The following is an 18,887-nucleotide window of genomic DNA, read 5'->3' on the forward strand; positions in this document are numbered from 1 at the left end:
GAAGCCTTCCATTAATCATTATTTGATGAACAGTTTACGCTCCATATGGGTCAAAAACTCATATCCATCTGGAGTTACAACAACCGTATCCTCGATTTGGAAGCCACCAGCGCCGAGCTCATAATAAGGTACCTCCACACAAAGTACCATGCCGGGCTCCAGTATGCGCTGGTCACCAGGAGAGAGGGTCATATCGTCGTACAGTTCCAAGCCAATCGCATGACCAACATGCTGACGTCGGTAATGCGGAATTCCTTCACGCTGCACGCGAGACACAGCCGCATGAAATACGTCGGAAGCCTTGACGCCAGGGCGCACGGTTTCAAGTGCCGTCTCCCATCCGCTTTTCACTGCATTAAAATGCTTTTTCATCCAGGGAGTGGGCTCTCCTGCCACAACGGTACGTCCTGTATCTCCCCAGTATCCTTCCAGTTGCAAGCACAGATCAAAGCGGATCTGATCCCCTGACTCAATGGTATGAAAATAATTTTCGATGAGCGGCAGCGCACTGCGCGGACCCGCCCCTACCGCAGTCATTGCAGGTGTCCCGCCTGCTCTCATCACAGATAGCCGATAATGGTCGGCAAGCTGTTTCTCATGAACACCGGCTGCGATCAGATCAATCAGCTCTTGTTCAATCCGTTCATTGACTTGGGCAGCCTGTCGGAGCTGCTCAATCTCGAAAGGTGTCTTGATCAGGCGGATCTGGCGAAATAGCTTATACGCGTGAACAACCGCTCCTTGAGGCGCATCCTCCGTGATCCGTGCCAAAAGCTCAGGAGCGAATCGCATCTCATCGATTCCAATCGGTCGATTCTCGATGTCGAGCTGTTTCAGTGCAGCCTTAAGTGCTTCGATCGGCCCTGGATGAATGACTGTCGTTTGTAGCAGAGAGTAGAACAGATCAATGTCATCCGTAGAAGGTTTGCCTTCGATCGAACCTTCCACGAAGAATTCACTGTAGGCAAATATATCTACTCCAGTGATACCGAATTGGGCCACAACGCCCAAACGATTCGTCGGAATGACGATACATGGTCGAGCGGATCGGTCGGCAGGTAGAATGGCGTAAATCTGCATTGTCCAGTTGCTTGCGCGTAGCTGGGAGCCGATGACATAGTGAATATTTTCCGGAGTTGTTGCGATCAGGGCACGAAGTCCCTGAGTTTTCATTACGTCTTCCGCCCGGTCCCGGTTGAGACCCGAGCTGTGGGATATATGATTTGAATTGTTCATGATTCAGACCTCCTTTTGTTTTTCCTGCCCCCAAACAAACTCTCAAGTCCAGGTACTGAGCGCAATACCAGCTTGATGATCATGCACAAGGCCAGTGCAAAAGCGATAAGTACGACAGATACAACAGCGATCGTCGGGTCCTGCCACTTTTCCATATAAAGAAACAGTTGTATCGGCAGAGTGTAGCTGTCCTGACGAAGCAGCAGTAGTGCAGCCTCTACCTGGTCAAAAGTGAAGACAAATGCGATTGACCCTGAAAGGAGCAGAGATAGTCTAAGCTGTGGCAATGTGATTGTAAAAAAGATACGCAGTGGCCCTGCTCCAAGGTCTGCTGCCGCCTCTCGATGTGCGGGCTGCAGATTGGCCAACGCACTGCCCACAAGCGTCAGTACGAATGGAAGCACGATGACCGCTTCACCCAAAATAAGAGCAAACAATCCGCCTGCAATATGCATTTTGGAGAACAGAATTAGATACGCAATACCAAGCGTAATTTTCGGCATAACCATTGGGGATACAAAAAAGGCTCTCAAGATGCCAGCACCCGGGAAAGGGTAATGCACGATAGCCAGCGCCGCAAGTGTTCCGGTAATCAGCGCCAGCAGTACTGCTCCTGTGGAGGCGATCAGACTGTTCTTGAATGCAACGAGAAATTGAGTCTGCTCTCCCAGATTTGCATACCACTTCAGGGTAAGACCTTCCGGCGGGAATGTACTGGCCGATCCGGAACCTACCGATGTCAATAGGATCATAAGCAGTGGCAGTAGCAGATAAACCGCTACAGCCCCTGCAAATATATAGAGCAGCAGCTTGGTGAGCCTGTTGGACTTAACCATAAGCCTGACCTCCCTTCCGGGAACGACGGAACATCAGCATTTCCGCTCCTTTATTGACCAAAAGTGAAACGATGATGGAAGAAACGAGCAAAAATATACTTGCTACCGCCGCCATCGGCCAGTTGGTATCCAGTGTTCGCTGGTAAATAAATACAGGCAGTGTCATGACTCTGCCTCCGCCAATCAGTTGAGGCGTTGTAAAGGCCGTGAGGCATAGCGTGAATACAATCTGTACCCCGCTAGCAACACCTCTCGCTGATAAAGGCAGGGTAATCGTGAGGAATGTCCGCCAGCTTCCTGCTCCCAGATCCTGTGCAGCCGCTTTTAGCGAAGCGTCACTTTGTGACAATACATTCAGGATCGGAAAGACCATGAACGGCAGAAAAATATGAACAAGAGCGACGACCACACCAGTCTCGTTATATATCATACTGAAGCCTTCATCCGTGATTCCAAGCCGTATGAACAGCCAGTTCATGAACCCCTGTTTGGATAGCAGCAGCTGCCAGCCATAGGATCGCACAACCGCGCTGACCAGCAGTGGAAGAAACGTAAGCAGCAGCAACAATTGCTTCATGCCCGGTTTCTTGAGGCCGGCAATACAATAAGCTAGCGGGTATGCAAGCAGCAGGCTCCATAGCGTAACCTTGAAGGCAACGCGAAACGTGGTGCCGATCAGCTTCCAATAGTACGGATCGGATAGAAAAGCGCGATAGGCATCCCACTCCCAGCCGCGGATGAGCTTGCCATGTTCATAGATATCAAAGCTGTACCTGCCAAAGATGAGCAGACCACCCAGATACACGATACCCATCAGGGCAAGAGCAGGCAGCAGAAGCAGCAACTGGGTAATCCACCGGCGGTTTTTGGATGAATACAGATTCACGATCCGATCCGCAATCCGATTCATATCCCTTCCTCCAGTACCGGATTATGCAGCAGAGGTTCGGACAACAAGAGCGCGTCCTCCGGATCAAAGCCAATCTGGATTGGCTCCCCCGGGCTAAAACGTGTGGCTCCCCGCTGATGCAGTACACTGGCCTGAACCAGAAACCCCTCAGCAATCTGGATCGTGTAACGAATATTTGCCCCGCCATATACTGCTTCTATGACGCGTCCATCCAGCTTGTTCAGGCAAGGGTTCGCATCCTCTCCAAGTCGAATATATTCATTGCGAATGGACAACGAGTGCCGGGTTCCTACTAGGGAAACCGGGGTGTCCTCACTTGTCTTCACCAGCAGCGAATACCCGAAGCATTCAACCCGGATTCCATTCGTATCCTGTCCAAGCACCGTTGTAGCCAGAAGATTGGTATCGCCGATGAACTTGGCCACGAAGTTGTCTGCCGGTCTTTCATAGATTTCATCAGGCGTAGCATATTGCAGCAGCTTGCCAGCGCGCATGACGCCGATTCGGTCTGACATGTTCAGGGCTTCATTCTGATCATGCGTTACAAAGATGAACGTACCGCCGAACTCTCGTTGTATGCGTTTCAGTTCGCGCTGCATATCCAGACGCAGCTGCATGTCCAGTGCGGAAAGTGGCTCATCGAGCAGCAAAACTTCGGGTCTGTTAATTAATGCGCGAGCAATCGCTACGCGTTGAGCTTGCCCCCCGGACAATTGGGAGACAGCTCGTCTGCCATAATCTCCGAGCTGTACCAGCTCTAGCATTTCGTGTACCTGCCTCCTGATATCGGCTTTTGGTAGCTTCTTCACCTTGAGTCCATAGGCGATGTTGTTGAATACGTCCATATGCGGGAATAGCGCAAGCTGTTGAAAAATCATGTTGCTGTTGCGACCATAGGCCGGGATGCCGGTTACATCCCGATCTCCCAGCATAATGCTCCCCTGATCCGGCTGCTCAAGTCCGCCAAGCATCCGCAGTAGTGTTGTTTTGCCGCAGCCACTCGGGCCTAAAAGGGAAACGAATTCTCCCTTCTTCACCTGCAATGACACATGGTTAACCGCGGCTCGCTCTCCGTAGGTCTTCGTAACTTCTCTTGTTTCAATGGAAATGGGTTGTTGTTCACTGCTCATCTCTGTTTCCCTCCCGTCCATAACGGGTTCGAAATAGAACCCGTTATCGTGGTTTGCCTGAGACCATCATTTATTGAAGTTTAGTTTTGACGAGTCGGTCCCATAGTTCCTTCCAGGAAGAGCTGTTCTGAGCAAGAACATCCCAGTCCGGATTGATCCCGTTACTCTGTGTTTCCACGGAGAAGGAAAGATCGTCCTTGTACTTATCCGGAACCGCAGCAGTTGTGCTGGTTACCGGTGTACCTGTAGCTTCAGCGTATTGTGACAGCGCCTCTGCGCTCAGCAGTTCATTGATAATTTCGTTGGCTGCACGTGTCTGCTCAGGTGTTGACCCCTTCACAACCTGAAGTGTGTACGGGAAGGAAATGGCTCCTTCGCTCGGATACGCTACAGCGAGTGGAGAACCGCCATCAATCCATGTCTGTGCAACCTGTGCACTGAAAGGTGCAATCAGAGCATCTCCCGACTCCAGTAGAGCCTTCAACTGGTCATTGGAAGTAACCAATGTGCCGATCTGGTCACTGTGATCTGCCCAGAACTGGAATGCTGGCTCCGAATTATCATACGATGCGCCAAGCTCCTGTCCTTTGACTGCAAGAAGTGGAGAGATATAGGAATAGAACATGTAGTCCCAGAGTGCGGTTTTCCCTTTGAATTCCTCATTATCCCACAGATCGTTCCAGCTTGTTGGTGGTGTTTTTACAAGGTCTTTGTTATAGACGAGCGCGAAGCTCGAAACTCCCCACACGACACCCTTATTGTCAGGCTTGTGGAACTGCTCCGGGATATCCTTGATATTGGTCACGATGCTTGTGTCTAGTGGCTCCCACATATCATCGTTCATGCCTTTTGCCGTCGCATCTGCGTTGAAGTAACCAAAGTTGACAACTGGATTGTTGGGATCTGCCTGCTTGCCAGCTACCATTTTTGGATACATGACTGCGTTGGATGATTCCTCAAAGGTAACTTCGACGTTTGGATGCTCTTTGACGTAATTTGCAACCACTTCTTTTGGAACGACATCCTGATTGGAGCCAGCCCAGATAAACATGGTCAGTTTGACCTTGTCTCCGCTTCCTCCGGAAGAATCGGACCCTCCTGCTGTATTGCTGGAGCTGCTTGCTCCACCGCATGCAGAGAGAACCAGTGTACCGGCCAGTGTCAGTGAGGCGAGACTGAGAAAGCGTTTCTTGTTTGATTTAAACATGAGAATTTCCCCCATCGATTTAGTTGGTTTTATGAATTTGACAAAAATTAATTCGTTTTTCCTTCATGTACCTTATCAATGCAATCCTATTTTCTGACGCAATCCTTCCATAATGCCTGATATCTCATGTGGAGATACGGATACGGTCGCAGTTTGCTTCTCCTCCACGGCTCCCATGGTCTGACGCTTCAGGTAGTCTCTGAGTGCCAGCGGAACATTCAGCAGCGCCTGATTCAGCGATACTTGCATCTCGTCAGTCCATATGGCCTCGAACTGTTTCCTTGTCCAGCCATAATCGAATTCTTCCTGCTGCCGTTCCCGCTTGGCCCGCAACTGTCTGGTCTCACTCTCGTTCAGGTTCCAGCCTTCAATGACAACACCATACAGTTCAAGAGCTTTTTCCGTGGATACAAGCCCTCTTCTAACATCCTCCAGAACCAGCAGTGGATCCCGATCAAATGGATCGCCATATCCACCTCCACCCTGTGACAGGAACGTCACCGTCTCTCCGGGTTGAAGCAGCAACTCATCAATTCTTCCCAGATGATGTTCACTTGCACGTCCAGCATTGAGAATCGCTTCCCCATGGGTACCTACACCTCCGCCAAGCCTGCCCCACGGATGAAACTCCATACGCTCCATATTTCTGGCGGTCATTACGGTATCTGGTGTAAGAATTTTGACACACAGGTCGATTCCGCTTCCACCTCGGAAGGTTCCCGCACCAGCGGAATCCGCACGAAGACCATAATGCTCTATGAGCACAGGCATCTCGGACTCTACTGTTTCCGCAGGAATATTTCGAAGATGACCGACTGCAAAATCCATGCCATCAATTCCGTCTTTCATCGGTCTTGCTCCTGAACCGCCGCATATCGGCTGGATCACGCCAACCTTTTTCTTGCCATCTGACGCATCTGTCATCGCCATCATTACGATGCATGCCTGTCCGGCTCCTGCGGCGGGAACCTTGCTTGCCTGAGCTTTTCCAAGAGCGCCTGTGATGACATCCATTAGCCGAATAAAGGTAGCTGCTCGTGCGCCAACCGCTGCCATCGGCTCCGGGTTGAGCACTGAAGCCGGTGGTGCGTAATTTCGCACCATGCGAACCATGCCCGAATTCCACGGAATCGTTGGATCGAGCGTACGGAAATAACGAATGAGTGCAGGAACCAGCATATAATGCCCCTGCTGATTGTGGGTAGGAATATTGAACGAAGCTCTGACCTGAGGGTCGGTGCCGCTAAAGTCCAGATGAATATCACTGTCCGTGATTGTCATCTTGCAGCGCAATCGGATGGGATAACCGCCAGGACCTTTCTCCAGATAGTCCCAGAACTCATACGAACCGTCCGGGATCTCCTGTACGATGGCGCGGGCCTTCAACTCAGCGTATTCCAGCAAATGCTCAATGCCCTGCTGAATCCGCTCTACACCGTAGCGGCTGATAAGCTCCTCTAGTCGCTGCTCCCCCCGATTCAAGGCCGCCATCAGTGCCTTGAGGTCACCGAGGTTTTGCTCCGGAATGCGGCTATTGTCCAAAAACATGCGAAGGATCTGCTCATTAAGAACGCCTGCTTCAACCAGCTTGACTGGCGCAATTCGAATGCCTTCCATATGAATATCGTAGGCGCTTGGAGATACGCTCCCCGGTACCTTACCACCTACATCGGAAGAATGAACGAAGCACATGCCGTATGCGATGATTTCCCCTTTGTGAAAATAGGGCTTGATCAGATGAACATCCGGCAGATGTGTCACCATGCCTTTGGTGGAATAAGGATCATTGCAGATGACCAGATCGCCTTCCTTCCAGTCTGTAATGCTGTTTATGGTCGCCGCAGCAGGGATGCCAAGGGAAAGATTGTAACCCGTCTCCAATGGCGACCCAAACGTTTCCCCGGATGGTGACAAGAGGTAGGTTCCAAAATCACCCGTTTCTTTAACAAAAGCGGTGAATCCCGTGCGCAGCACGACATTGGCCATTTCCTCCACCGCAGCCTGAATCCGGTTGTTGAAAATTTCAAGAAAAACCTTGTCGCCAATCATTGCTCCACCTCCCCAATCACATTACCGTTACCATCCCGGTATACCGTAAATCCAGGCGGGATGAAAATGGTTGTATCATATTCCTCCACAATAATGGGCCCAAGAATGGGCATATCCAGTGGGATCTGTCCCCTCGTAAGAACTTTTGCTGTTCGCTGCTCGTGGTCAAAAGTGATGATTCGTTCTTCTGCTTCACTTTCATCGAATGGCAACTCTACCGGAGACGCCGTGCTTTGGGTGGGCAGGATGCCAACAATGGTCGCTCTCAGACTAACGAACATGACTTCAGCTTCCTGCTGGCTGATGCCAAACACATTTTGGTAGTACATATGGAATTTGATCCTTGCTTTCTCAGGATCGGCGATTTCTTCGGATGTGAGCGTAACCTCCAAATCAAAGGCCTGACCTTCGTAACGCATGTCGGCGCTGTATAAGCAATAGATATGTTCCAGTTTCACTCCGCCGCGGGCTTCCTCTTCAACCCAACTACGACCTTGATTCTCCAGTCTGGTGTAAAGAGTCGATAACTCACCAGGCTCAAGCGTCTGACTGCTTTTGTGCAAGGTATGAACGAAATCATTGCGAAGGTTGGCAACCGTGCAGCCCATGGCACAAAGTGTTCCTGGAGATGGTGGGATCAGCACTCGGCGGATGCCCACTTCACGCGCCATGAGAAAAGCATGCATTGGCCCAGCTCCACCATAGGCGAGCAGCGTAAAGTCCCGGGGATCAACCCCCTTGCGTGCCATGAGCGGAGAGAACTGGGCATACATATTGGCGGTGGCCACATCAAGAATGGCCTGTGCAGTTTGCGTGGGACTTAGTCCAAGCCGTTCGCCAAGATTGCCCAGAGCACGTTCTGCAAGCTCGGGGTAAAGATTCATCTGTCCGCCAAGGAATCGATCAGCCTGCAAAATGCCCAGTTGCAGATAAGCATCCGTTGTTGTTGGCTCTTCTCCCCCACGATGATAGGAGGCTGGACCTGGATTGGCTCCTGCACTTCGTGGTCCCACCTTGAGTACCCCTACGGAATCGAGCCAGGCAATTGAGCCCCCACCCGCTCCGATCGCGGTTACATCCACAGCGGGAATGATGACTGGAAAATCCCCAACCTTATTCTCGGTAGAATAGGCAGGCTCTTTATCGATGAGGGCAACATCAACGCTTGTCCCGCCCATGTCAAACGTGATGACTTGATGAATGCCGGCCTGCTCGGCAATATGGGTTGCTGCGATTACGCCGGAAGCAGGTCCAGACAGAAGAGTACGCACAGGCTCTTGGGCCGCTCTGGCCGCCGTCATGATTCCACCATTGGACATCGTGGACAGCAAATTGGCTTTCAAACCGTAAGCGCCAATTCCTTCTTGCAGACGAAGAAAGTATGATCCCATGCGTTCCCCAACATATGCATTCATGGCCGTGGCGAGTGTGCGTTCGAATTCACGCTGCTGTGGCCAAATGGCGCTGCTTCTGCAGAGAAACAGGTCCGGATGACGTTCCCTGATTAACAATTCCGCGAGCTGTTCATGAGCAGGGTTGACGTAAGCGTGCAAGAAACTGATCGCCAAGGCTGTAATCCCCTCTTCCACCAGCTCGTCTACTGCTTGAAACAGTTGTTCCTGATTCAGTGGTTGAAGTATGCTTCCGCTCGCAAGCGCCCGTTCATCGACTTCCCTGACAAGATGTCTCGGAACAAGCGCATCGGTCTTATCACCATACAGATTGGTTGTATCTTCGAGTCGAAGCCTCCGAATCTCAAGAATATCCCGGAAACCTTTGGTGACCAACAGTCCTGTAACTGCACCGTTACGCTCGATTAGTGTGTTAACACCAAGCGTTGTTCCGTGCACAAACAGATCGATCTCATGAAGATCGACTCCGCTTTCCTTGAGCTGATCAAGTGCATTAAAAATCGCCTGTTCCGGAGCTGCTGCAATCGATGGCGTTTTCAGTGCCGCAATCACCCTGCCATGATTGTCCATAACCAGGGCATCCGTGAATGTGCCTCCGATATCTATCCCTAATCGATAAATTGTTTTCACAAGCTCAACTCCTTTATCACCGGGTCTCATCCGAAGTTATATTAAGGTTCTGCATGGCAAAATATCGTTTGACATCCTCAATCATCTGGTTAATATGATTCACCATTGCCGCTTCAGCCTGTTCCGGGGAGCCCGCTGCTACTGCCTCAAGAATCCGCTGGTGGTCCACGACCAGTTCGCTACCTACTCTTTGCCTAATATAAGCTGTTTCCAGGAAATCACGGCTTGTCTCCCAGACGAGTTCAACCGCATGCAGCAGAATCTGGTTTTGAGCCGCATAAGCCAGCAGCCTGTGAAATTCCCGGTCCTCCTCATAAGGAATAATATTCTGGGAAAGCAATTGATGCTGGGTAGCAATGGAGGCTTCCAGCAGCACTATGTATTCTTTGGAGGCTCGTTGTGCTGCCAGGGAAGCAATTTCCCGTTCCAGAGCCCTTCTAGCTACAAGGACATCGAGCAGAGCCTTTTCACCGGAATGGTTTAGCATCTGAATGAGCTGGGAATTCACACTCTTTTGCTGTAAATCCTTCTCCAGAATCTTGATTCGCTCCAGCCCCTGTTCGGTCAGAACCCTTCCCTTCCGTCCCTCCAGGATCGTGAAACCTTCAACGTCCATCTCCATAAGTCTTCTTCCGATTGTCGCCTGACTTAGACCGTACGTTTTGCCCAGGGTATGAACCAACGTGCTGGCCCCGATGGGAGCGCTCGCGTCCCGAAGCTGCTTGAGCAGTTCGTATTCCAACTCCAATTCGTTTAGTTCAGGACCCACTAAATTCACTCCTCATATATAAATATTTGTATTTCTTTTATTGTTACTCACTGATGATTAACGATAGTATACCTTCAATTGTCAATATTTTCAATAATTCTCACCCAATTACTATGTATTTTTTTCGACCATGTACTACCCGTTTGATCCAAAATAAAAAAAGAGCAATTCACATCCTGTATTCCAGATTTTTCTGGAGGACGTAATCTGCTCTTATTGAAATAACCTTCTATATACTTCGTTTAATTATAAATGTTCAATTATGACTTGAGTTGTTGCAGCAGCTGTACGCGGTAGGCTTCACTTTCAAGAGATTGGATCTCCTTGTATTCTTCCGCAGTAAGCACTTTAGGCTCCCCTGCTGCCTTGGCGATCATGTACACCTTGGCGCTTTCCTCCACCACCTGGGTGCGGTAGTAGGCTTCGCGCAGGTTTTTACCTGTCGTGACCAATCCGTGGTTAACCAGAATGAGCGCTGTGTGCTCTTCAACCTTGGCAGCTACCGCATCAGCAAGAAGTTTGGTTGTGGGCAGAACATAAGGGACAAAGCCAATATCGCCTACCAGTGCCGATTGATCAGGGAACAAATGAGGCAATTCATCGAAAACGAGACTCAGGGCGATGGTGTATGCCGGATGTGTATGCACAATGGCTTGAATGTCAGGATTGACCCGATAGCTATACAGATGCATCAACACCTCGGAGGAAGGGCGTGTTGATCCGGCACGTGTCTCTCCTTTCGCAATATCAATCGAGATCCATTCGTCAGGCTCCAGATCCTCTAGTGCGTAACCACTCGGCGAAAGAAGCATCGTTCCTTCAAAACGTGCGCTCAGATTTCCCCCAGGTCCAACCACCAGTCCTTGAGCAACCGCTCTGCGGGCATATTTGGTCAATTCTTCCCTTATATGTTGTTCAGACATGTTCTGCTCCACTCCTTTGACTTTTCTTTTTAAGCATTTTACAAAATGCTCATCTAATTGGATTTGCTCGCCAATGTTTGATTCAGGTGTTGGTATCTTACGTAGGCTTCCTGCCATCTTGCGGTGTCTTCTGGCTCATAGGTTTCGGGAGAAAAGGAAGAAGCCATAACTTCTCGCACCTCGGACAAGCTGCTCACTTCGCCATGTGCCAGGAATTGCAGCATGCAATTTCCGGCTGAAGTTGCCTCGGCAGGACCCGCTATCACCGGAATCCCTGCTGCATTCGCCGTAAATTGACACAATAAGCGATTATGCACACCACCACCGACCATATGAATTACCCGTGGTCGGGTGCCAGTAACTAGCTCCAGTTCATCCAGAGTTTGTCTGAACTCCAGCGCCAAACTTTCGAGAATACAACGCACAATGGCTCCGATCGTTTCGGGTATGGCTTGCCCGCTGGCACTGCACTGCTGCCGGATTCGCTCTGGCATATCGCCAGGTGCCAAATACACTCCATCACCGGGCGATACATAACATTGATGAGCGGTTGCTGAATCAGCGAGCTGGACCATTTCCTCATGGGTAAAACGTTGATTCTCCCGTTCCCACTGCCGTTTGCACTCCTGCAATAACCACAGGCCTGACCGATTCTTCAAAGTTCGCACTTTGCCATTTACCGTACCCTCATTAGTGAACCCTAGTTGACGGCTGCGGTTATCCAATACAGGGCTGTCGCGTTCCACGCCCATAAGTGACCAGGTGCCACAGCTAATAAACGCAAATTCCGAATCTGTTGCAGGAATGGCTGCCAATGCAGATGCTGTATCATGTGAACCTACAGATATTACTTGCATCGGTCCAGTCCGCAACTCTGCACACAAGTCATCCGTTAACTGCCCCAGCACCGTGCCTGGCTGTACGAGAGGTGGGAATAACGTCTCCGGGATACCCAGACGACCAATCAACTGTTCATTCCAACGGGCCTCTCCAGCATGCAGCAGTCCGCTTGTACTGGCAATGGTGTACTCGCAGGCCTGCTGACCAGTTAGATAATAGTTAAACAAATTCGGCATCAATAACATGCGCACATCTGGCCGCAGACCTTCCGAGTGCTCGCGCACACTTCCAAGCAGTTGAAATACGGTATTGATCTGTTGTGGCAGGACACCGGACATCGAATATAGCTCTTCTTCATTCACCATCCGCAGGGCTTCTTCCATCCACTTCGCATTACGCGATTCCCGGTAATGGCGGGGGTTGAAGCATAATCTTCCCTTCCCGTCCACTAATCCATAGTCGACTCCCCACGTATCTACAGCAATGGAACGGACCGGTTGGGAGATGCCTTGCATGCCCTTTACAATCCCTTGCTTCAGTTCGTGGAAAAGTCGCAGGAAATCCCAGTACAATCCATCTCCCAGGTGTACAGGATCGTTACTGAATCGATGCACTTCCTCTAACGAAAGCTTGCTCGCGTCAAAAGTCCCACGGACCACCCGGCCGCTTCCGGCGCCGTAATCGGCAGCAAGCACATGTGTTGCTTGAGTTCCCATCTCTCATGCCTCCTTCGCTTCCGCGACAAGCCGTTTGGATGTTAGCGATACAACGGTCCAAAGACGCTGCATGCCCGGTAATCGGCACTTTCCGGTTCACTTGTACCGAACAGTCCCCAGGCACGTGGACGGAAAATCTCGGATTCCGGTACATTATGCATACTCACCGGGATACGAAGCATGGAGGCCAGTGTCAGCAAATCCCCTCCGATATGTCCATAAGAGATGGAGCCATGGTTCGCGCCCCATTGATTCATTACTTCATAAACTGAAGTAAAAGACCCTGATCCCGTCAGAACAGGTGCAAACCAGGTGGATGGCCAAGTCGGATCTGTCCGCTGATCCAGCGTATCGTGCACATTCTCAGGCAAGTCGACGGTGTAGCCTTGAGCCACTTGCAGGACCGGACCAAGTCCTTTCACCAAATTGAGACGCGTCATCGTAACAGGCATGCCGCCTTTGGTCAGGAAATCAGCCGAATAGCCGCCGCCCCGGAAATATTCGACGGATGCCGGTCGCCATGAGGTCGCTTTTAGGCAGTCCTGAACCTCTTCGTCTGTAATTTCCCAGAAAGGCTTGAGCACAGGCTCACCCGCTCTTGATTGTTGCCCTGTACCATCCAATGCTGCTGAACCGGAGTTGATCAGATGCAGAATACCGTCCTTTGCGTTTCCTTCCAACTGGTGCCCTGTCACGCGTTTTACCGAATCCGGGCTCCAATAGGTGCGTACATCTGCGAAGATCTGCGCGGTATGTGTAAGCAGGGAACCAAATAACATCGACACACCATTCAAGCTGTCATTCTCTGTTGCCACCAGATAAGGCGAGCGTTTGCCATTCCAGTCAAAGGAAGAATTCAGGATGGATTCCAGAAAATCTCCGTTGGGTGAATGATCCGTCCACTGTCGTTGTCCCTGAAACCCGGAAACAATGGCATGGTGGCCCATGGATTCCTCCGTGAATCCCAGCTCCGCCAGCTTCGGATTGCCAGCCATCAGATCACGTACGATCTGCGTCATTTTCACAACTGTTTCCCATTCGTACTCTTTGCGTTTGCGGTCTGTCTGCAGGTGGGCGGGATTGTTATCCGGTCCTTCACTACAGTTCTCCTTCACCCAAGCCAGTGCTAACTTATACTCCTCAGGATCGTAGATTTCTTCTTCTATACGACGAGTCAGTTCACTCATATCCACATATTCGTTCCGCATGCCCAGATACTCCTGGAAAAAAGAATCGTTCACGATGGAGCCGGCAATACCCATGGATACCGAGCCGATCGACAGATAAGCGCGTCCCTTCATGGTTGCAGCAGCAAGACCCGCACGGCTGAAGCGAAGCAATTTCTCACGAACGTCTTCCGGAATCGTCGTATCTCCTCCATCCTGAACATCCTCGCCATAGATACCAAAAGCCGGAATCCCCTTCTGTGCATGGGCAGAGAGTACTGCTGCCAGATATACTGCGCCCGGACGTTCAGTCCCGTTAAAACCCCAGATCGCCGTGGGAATGGATGGAGACATATCCATCGTTTCTGTCCCATAACACCAGCAAGGTGTAACGGTAATGGTCACGCCCACGTTGGAGCGACTGAATAGTTCCGCTGCTGCCGCTGCCTCGTTCACGCCGCCAATACAGGACTCGGCAACCACGCATTCTACCGGAGAACCATCGGGATAACGAAGTTCTGCTGAGAGCAGCTCGGCAACGGACGTCGCCATGCGCATCGTCTGCTCTTCCAATGATTCACGAACACCCTTGCGTCTTCCGTCAATCGTGGGACGAATACCAATCTTGGGAAATGCCTGTTTATAACGATAATCCTGATGTGTCATACGAAAACGTCCTCCTTCAATGGTTTCATAGAATAGGTACGAATTACTTGTGACTTGTCCGTGTGTATTTTGTTGGGGCAAATTAGGGATTCTGTTCCTTCTCTTCACCGATACCCGAGGTAACACACTAGCATTGCATGCCAACGGTCAGTTCTTTTTCTCATTATGAATGCGTTTACAAATAATTAGTTTAATAAACCGCTCTATATTATTTACTCCGTTATGCTGTCCTATTATGGAGTGTGAAGGAAGCGATGTGAGCAAAATGAAGAGCGGTGAGACTGAAATAAATCAACTTTTTTTATGATTAGGGTTATCGGTAACCCTAAGATAGCATGAGCCTATCTTGCTGTCAATCGGCATTATCCTATAGAATGGAAAGACTATGTTGCGGAAAGGTTAGATCCTATTGATTACCATTTATGATATTGCCAAAAAAGCCAACGTCTCCGCGATGACCGTCTCCAAAGTCATTAATCAAACAGGTCGTATTAGCCCGGCGACACGCGAGCGTGTACAACAGGTCATCGAAGAACTTGGTTACATACCCAACTCGAATGCGCGCAGTCTTGTGCTGCAACGGACTCAGATGCTGTCATTGTTGATTACGGATATTACGAACCCTTTCTATACAACGCTGGCCCGGGGGGCTGAGGATGCTGCCAATCTGCGTGGTTACCGTCTCTTATTCAGCAATAGCGACGAGGATTACGACAAGGAAAAAAATTATGTGGAAACCATTCTGTCTACCCGCGTCGATGGTGTGCTGTTTGCACCTGCAGGGGACCGCTCGCTGAGTCACTTGAAGCAGCTGCAGGAACGCAACATTCCGTTTGTTATTTTGGACCGAACTGTTCCGGGAATCACATCTGACGTTATCGCTGGAGACAGCCGAGATGGGGCGCTTCAATTGATTCGATATTTGACGAATCTGGGACATCGCTGCATTGCTCTGGTTAATGGTTCTTCCGAGGTTTCGACTGCGCGGCTGCGAGAAGAAGGATACATGGAGGGACTCAGGGAAGCCGAGCTTCCTTTTGATGAAGGCTTAATCCTTCGAACAGGCTATCGGGATTTCAGCGATGAAGTGGGTATCGACAGTTTACTTGCGCATCAGCAAAAACCTACAGCCATATTTGCAGCAAACAACATGCTCGCCATAGGCGTCATTCGACTTTTACGTAAACGGGGGCTGCGTGTGCCTGAAGACATCTCGGTCGTCTGTTTTGATGACCTGGATTTGGCTTCTGCCTTTGATCCCTTTCTCACGGTTGCTGCACAGCCTGCCTATGATTTTGGTGCCATCGGCATGCAAATGCTGATCGATCGAATTGAAGGCAAAGCACCTGAGGAACCGCAGACCGTCATTATGCCATCTGAGCTGCGTATTCGCGCTTCGGCCTCTGTACCTTGCGAATAAAAGGAAAATCAGTCGTAGACCAACCCTGACTTGAGAGAAACTGTTTTGTTGAAGCAAATACAAACAGGACGCATCGGAGAATATCCTCTGAATTGCGTCCTGTTTTTTTATGAAATGTACCTCTTATATATATGGATTCTAGCCTTCAGATTGAAGTGCCAGAGCGACTTCTCGAACTAGACCCGGGAACCAATCCATCAATGCTTCGAACGTATATCCCGCCTGCTCTGCTTTGGATGTATCCATTGTCCAGGATTCCGAAATTCCAAAGGGTGACATGTCTTCTTCGATCGTTTCCGTCAGTACCTGGGATTGCATGCCTGTTACCGTTTCGATCAGATGCATCATGGCGGAAAGTGTGATCGTCCCTTTGGACGCTGCATTCACAGGTCCTGTAATGGATGAATGTCCGAGCCAAGCGAGAAATCTCGCAGCTTCCGTGGAATTGATAAAACCAATCTCGGCGTTCGGATTGGGCATGCCGATGGGTTTTCCTTTTTGCACATGTTCAATATGAAAATGAAGTCTTCGGGTGTAGTCATCAATTCCGAGTACAATTGGAATGCGCATCGCCGCCACCGGAAAATCCGCTTCTTGGAAAAACACAGCTTCCGCTAAACGTTTACCCTCGCCGTAGGAGAAATCTTCGTGGCTTCCGTATTGCACCGGGTAGGTGTACGGATCGAAATCGGATTCGGTAAATCCAGGCTTAGGATCTCCATATACCGAAAGTGTTGATGTCAAAATGTATCTTTGGGTACGTCCAGCAAAAGCTTCGCAAGCCGACTTCGCCGCATCCGGCGAGTAACAGATGTTGTCATAGACAATATCCCACATGTCGGTCTGCGCAACCTCGGCAAGAGATTTGGGGTCTTCACGATCCATTTTAATCCGGTTGACCTCAGGCCCAAAGTCTACATCCGTTTTGCCGCGAGTTGCGACTGTGATCTGAGACTTTCCTTCCCACAGCAAATGATCAACCAGACGTTTGCCGAAGAACCGTGTCCCACCAAGTATAAGTACTTTTTTCATCCGATAAAACCTCCTAACCTGTTCTGGTCATGCGTATCTTATTAAAACCTTCATATAAATGAAGTGCTGTCTGTGATGTTGCAATTCAGGTATGTTTACCGGGATTTCACAATATGGAGCATCGTATGTGCTCCCCGCTGGAATTCGTATGAAGTTTTCTCTTCAGAAGTAATATATCCGCGTTCTTCCAGTATAGCCTTTAGTTCATCCATGTGCTCATAACGTTTGCCAGACAAGTCTACTGTAGGAAAAATCCGCAGCTCCCGTTTGGTCACACGCAACAGCTCAAGGATCGTCTGTAGATGGAATTCGGCATTCAGGCGATCTGCATACGTAAACAGGAAATGCGCAGACAATGTCAGATCGAATTGTTCATCGGTAAAAGGTAACTCCGGCAGTACAGAAGCCACATAACGGTCAGGAAAACGTCTCATATCCGCTACACAGTCTGTGATTGCACGTCTACGTTCTTCTTTCAAGCCTTGAATAGAACCGAAATCATCCCATCTATATTTGTCTTGTACTTGTTCCATTTGTTTCATCGTATGTTCAATATCCTGAAGTCCCTTCACTTCCAGTTGGCTGATCTCATGTTCATAGGCGATATCCGCTGCCATGGGATCTGCACCCCACTCTCGCGCATGGCTACTGAATGAACAAGCCCCACCCGGACAATCGAGAATGGACTTACCTTTAATTTCTTCCACGGTCAGGTTGAACATCTTCATATATTCCTCGAAGGTTCGCCCGATAAAAATAATCTGTGCCAACTTCAGGCCGGCTACTCTGCTCTTCTGCTCATCTCTGCTCATCTCGTCTCAGCTCACTTTCCAGAATTAATCATTAGGAAAAACAAGACCAATCTGCTGCCGGATCTGATCCATCACCTGCATGGTAACGTAGGAACGTTCATACGTGTTCATATCCGATTCCTTTTTGCCCTGCTGAATCAGATTGACAAACTCCTCCACCTCATAATACATCGACGGGTAAATTTGCTCGGCAGTGAGTTTTTCCACCGTACCATTATTGTAGCGTATCTCCGCATGTTCCGGTGAACCAATTTTGTCAATGAGGATGCTGCCGCGTTCGCCCATAATTTCACTTGGAACGTGAGAATTGGAGATTTTGGAGTACGTCACTACCGCTTCCATCTCATCATAATTCAGAATCACACTGCCTTGTCCATCTACCCCTGATTCCAGCATCAATGCCTGGGACTGAACTTGTTTAGGCTCGCCAAACAGCGTAATCAATGGATAGAGACAATACACACCAAGATCCATTAACGCTCCATTAGCAAGATCGGGTTTGAACGCATTCAGGACGATTCCTTCCTTATACTTGTCGTACCGGGAAGAGTACTGGCAATAACTCGCCACATATTTACGTACCGGGCCAATTTTATGTAGGTGAGATTGTACCATTTTGAACGAGGGAACAAGGGTCGATTTCATGGCCTCCATGAGCAGAACTCCATGTTCTTGCGCTGTATCAATCATACGACGAACCTCTGCTCCATTGGCGGCCAAAGGCTTCTCGCACAGTACATGTTTGCCGTTTCTCAGAAACAACTCTGCCTGCTCCGCATGAAAGGTATTCGGTGTAGCAATGTACACGGCATCAAGACCATCACTCGTCGCCATCTCTTCCAGGTTGGTGAATCGAAGTGCAGCCTGATATTGATCTGCAAATGCATTCGCTTTATCTTCAATTCTTGAGTACACGGCGGTCAATTCGAATCCTTCGACTTGTGCAGCGGCCTCAAGAAGCCTCTCTGTAATCCAGTTGGTACCTACCACGCCAAAACGAACCATTCAATCTACCTCTTTCGTAAATAAATTTCACAATTAAACAGCTTGCCATCCTGTACATTGTAGCCTATATTTCAACCAGATTGAAGGGATGTCCATTTCCAACATATTGATATCTTGCTTTTTTGTTT

At 49.7% G+C, this 18,887-nt stretch carries 15 protein-coding genes; 1 reads left to right on the forward strand and 14 read right to left on the reverse strand.

The window, feature by feature from the left end:
- Nucleotides 1–18: 18 nt before the first annotated feature.
- From BMW94_RS06400 to BMW94_RS06450, 11 genes are all read right to left on the reverse strand, one after another.
- Nucleotides 19–1,236, reverse strand: coding sequence for a M24 family metallopeptidase (locus BMW94_RS06400; RefSeq protein ID WP_090995917.1), 1,218 nt, complete (start codon nucleotides 1,234–1,236; stop codon nucleotides 19–21).
- A complete protein-coding gene (locus BMW94_RS06405) occupies nucleotides 1,233–2,072 on the reverse strand; it encodes an ABC transporter permease (RefSeq protein ID WP_090995921.1) in 840 nt (279 codons plus the stop codon). The genes BMW94_RS06400 and BMW94_RS06405 overlap by 4 nt, the downstream gene beginning before the upstream one ends.
- The gene (locus tag BMW94_RS06410) at nucleotides 2,065–2,982 is read right to left on the reverse strand and encodes an ABC transporter permease (protein WP_090995925.1); all 918 of its coding nucleotides are present in this window, start codon (nucleotides 2,980–2,982) and stop codon (nucleotides 2,065–2,067) included. Before BMW94_RS06410 ends, BMW94_RS06405 begins: the two co-directional genes overlap by 8 nt.
- Nucleotides 2,979–4,112 (reverse strand): ABC transporter ATP-binding protein, encoded by a 1,134-nt coding sequence (locus tag BMW94_RS06415; RefSeq protein ID WP_090995928.1) that lies wholly within the window; start codon nucleotides 4,110–4,112, stop codon nucleotides 2,979–2,981. Before BMW94_RS06415 ends, BMW94_RS06410 begins: the two co-directional genes overlap by 4 nt.
- Nucleotides 4,113–4,182: 70 nt before the next feature.
- Nucleotides 4,183–5,319 carry an ABC transporter substrate-binding protein gene (locus BMW94_RS06420; protein ID WP_090995931.1) on the reverse strand — a complete coding sequence of 379 codons (1,137 nt, stop codon included), beginning with the start codon at nucleotides 5,317–5,319 and terminating at the stop codon, nucleotides 4,183–4,185.
- A 75-nt stretch (nucleotides 5,320–5,394) separates the two neighbouring features.
- On the reverse strand, nucleotides 5,395–7,368 hold the full coding sequence (locus BMW94_RS06425; RefSeq protein WP_090995934.1) for a hydantoinase B/oxoprolinase family protein: 1,974 nt from the start codon (nucleotides 7,366–7,368) through the stop codon (nucleotides 5,395–5,397).
- Complete coding sequence (locus BMW94_RS06430; protein ID WP_090995937.1) at nucleotides 7,365–9,410, reverse strand: hydantoinase/oxoprolinase family protein; 2,046 nt, start codon at nucleotides 9,408–9,410, stop codon at nucleotides 7,365–7,367. The genes BMW94_RS06425 and BMW94_RS06430 overlap by 4 nt, the downstream gene beginning before the upstream one ends.
- Before the next feature lie 16 nt (nucleotides 9,411–9,426).
- Nucleotides 9,427–10,179 carry a FadR/GntR family transcriptional regulator gene (locus BMW94_RS06435; protein ID WP_090995941.1) on the reverse strand — a complete coding sequence of 251 codons (753 nt, stop codon included), beginning with the start codon at nucleotides 10,177–10,179 and terminating at the stop codon, nucleotides 9,427–9,429.
- Nucleotides 10,180–10,439: 260 nt separating this feature from the next.
- Nucleotides 10,440–11,102, reverse strand: coding sequence for a class II aldolase/adducin family protein (locus tag BMW94_RS06440; RefSeq protein WP_090995944.1), 663 nt, complete (start codon nucleotides 11,100–11,102; stop codon nucleotides 10,440–10,442).
- Between the two features lie 53 nt (nucleotides 11,103–11,155).
- Nucleotides 11,156–12,658: a rhamnulokinase gene (locus tag BMW94_RS06445; protein ID WP_090995947.1), complete on the reverse strand. Its 1,503-nt coding sequence runs from the start codon at nucleotides 12,656–12,658 to the stop codon at nucleotides 11,156–11,158.
- Between the two features lie 41 nt (nucleotides 12,659–12,699).
- Nucleotides 12,700–14,490, reverse strand: a complete 1,791-nt coding sequence (locus BMW94_RS06450) for an L-fucose isomerase (RefSeq protein WP_090995950.1) — start codon at nucleotides 14,488–14,490, stop codon at nucleotides 12,700–12,702.
- 409 nt (nucleotides 14,491–14,899) lie between these two features.
- Here BMW94_RS06450 and BMW94_RS06455 point away from each other — a divergent pair, with 409 nt between their 5' ends.
- Nucleotides 14,900–15,910 (forward strand): LacI family DNA-binding transcriptional regulator, encoded by a 1,011-nt coding sequence (locus tag BMW94_RS06455; RefSeq protein WP_090995954.1) that lies wholly within the window; start codon nucleotides 14,900–14,902, stop codon nucleotides 15,908–15,910.
- A 138-nt stretch (nucleotides 15,911–16,048) separates the two neighbouring features.
- Here the strand turns inward: BMW94_RS06455 and BMW94_RS06460 are convergent, their stop codons facing one another.
- The 3 genes from BMW94_RS06460 to BMW94_RS06470 form a co-directional block, all read right to left on the reverse strand.
- Nucleotides 16,049–16,942 (reverse strand): NAD-dependent epimerase/dehydratase family protein, encoded by an 894-nt coding sequence (locus tag BMW94_RS06460; RefSeq protein ID WP_090995957.1) that lies wholly within the window; start codon nucleotides 16,940–16,942, stop codon nucleotides 16,049–16,051.
- A 95-nt stretch (nucleotides 16,943–17,037) separates the two neighbouring features.
- A complete protein-coding gene (locus BMW94_RS06465) occupies nucleotides 17,038–17,754 on the reverse strand; it encodes an SAM-dependent methyltransferase (protein ID WP_090995959.1) in 717 nt (238 codons plus the stop codon).
- Between the two features lie 24 nt (nucleotides 17,755–17,778).
- Nucleotides 17,779–18,759, reverse strand: a complete 981-nt coding sequence (locus tag BMW94_RS06470) for a Gfo/Idh/MocA family protein (protein ID WP_090995962.1) — start codon at nucleotides 18,757–18,759, stop codon at nucleotides 17,779–17,781.
- Nucleotides 18,760–18,887: the final 128 nt, after the last annotated feature.

This window comes from Paenibacillus sp. OK003 (assembly GCF_900109515.1).
GTDB classification, from domain to species: domain Bacteria; phylum Bacillota; class Bacilli; order Paenibacillales; family Paenibacillaceae; genus Paenibacillus; species Paenibacillus marchantiae.

Coding starts and splice junctions, on each gene's coding strand:
- BMW94_RS06420 (WP_090995931.1), bottom strand. CDS start 5,319: ATGTTTAAATCAAACAAGAAACGCTTTCTCAGTCTCGCCTCACTGACA.
- BMW94_RS06440 (WP_090995944.1), bottom strand. CDS start 11,102: ATGTCTGAACAACATATAAGGGAAGAATTGACCAAATATGCCCGCAGA.
- BMW94_RS06450 (WP_090995950.1), bottom strand. CDS start 14,490: ATGACACATCAGGATTATCGTTATAAACAGGCATTTCCCAAGATTGGT.
- BMW94_RS06405 (WP_090995921.1), bottom strand. CDS start 2,072: ATGGTTAAGTCCAACAGGCTCACCAAGCTGCTGCTCTATATATTTGCA.
- BMW94_RS06400 (WP_090995917.1), bottom strand. CDS start 1,236: ATGAACAATTCAAATCATATATCCCACAGCTCGGGTCTCAACCGGGAC.
- BMW94_RS06460 (WP_090995957.1), bottom strand. CDS start 16,942: ATGAAAAAAGTACTTATACTTGGTGGGACACGGTTCTTCGGCAAACGT.
- BMW94_RS06445 (WP_090995947.1), bottom strand. CDS start 12,658: ATGGGAACTCAAGCAACACATGTGCTTGCTGCCGATTACGGCGCCGGA.
- BMW94_RS06410 (WP_090995925.1), bottom strand. CDS start 2,982: ATGAATCGGATTGCGGATCGGATCGTGAATCTGTATTCATCCAAAAAC.
- BMW94_RS06415 (WP_090995928.1), bottom strand. CDS start 4,112: ATGAGCAGTGAACAACAACCCATTTCCATTGAAACAAGAGAAGTTACG.
- BMW94_RS06465 (WP_090995959.1), bottom strand. CDS start 17,754: ATGAGCAGAGATGAGCAGAAGAGCAGAGTAGCCGGCCTGAAGTTGGCA.
- BMW94_RS06470 (WP_090995962.1), bottom strand. CDS start 18,759: ATGGTTCGTTTTGGCGTGGTAGGTACCAACTGGATTACAGAGAGGCTT.
- BMW94_RS06425 (WP_090995934.1), bottom strand. CDS start 7,368: ATGATTGGCGACAAGGTTTTTCTTGAAATTTTCAACAACCGGATTCAG.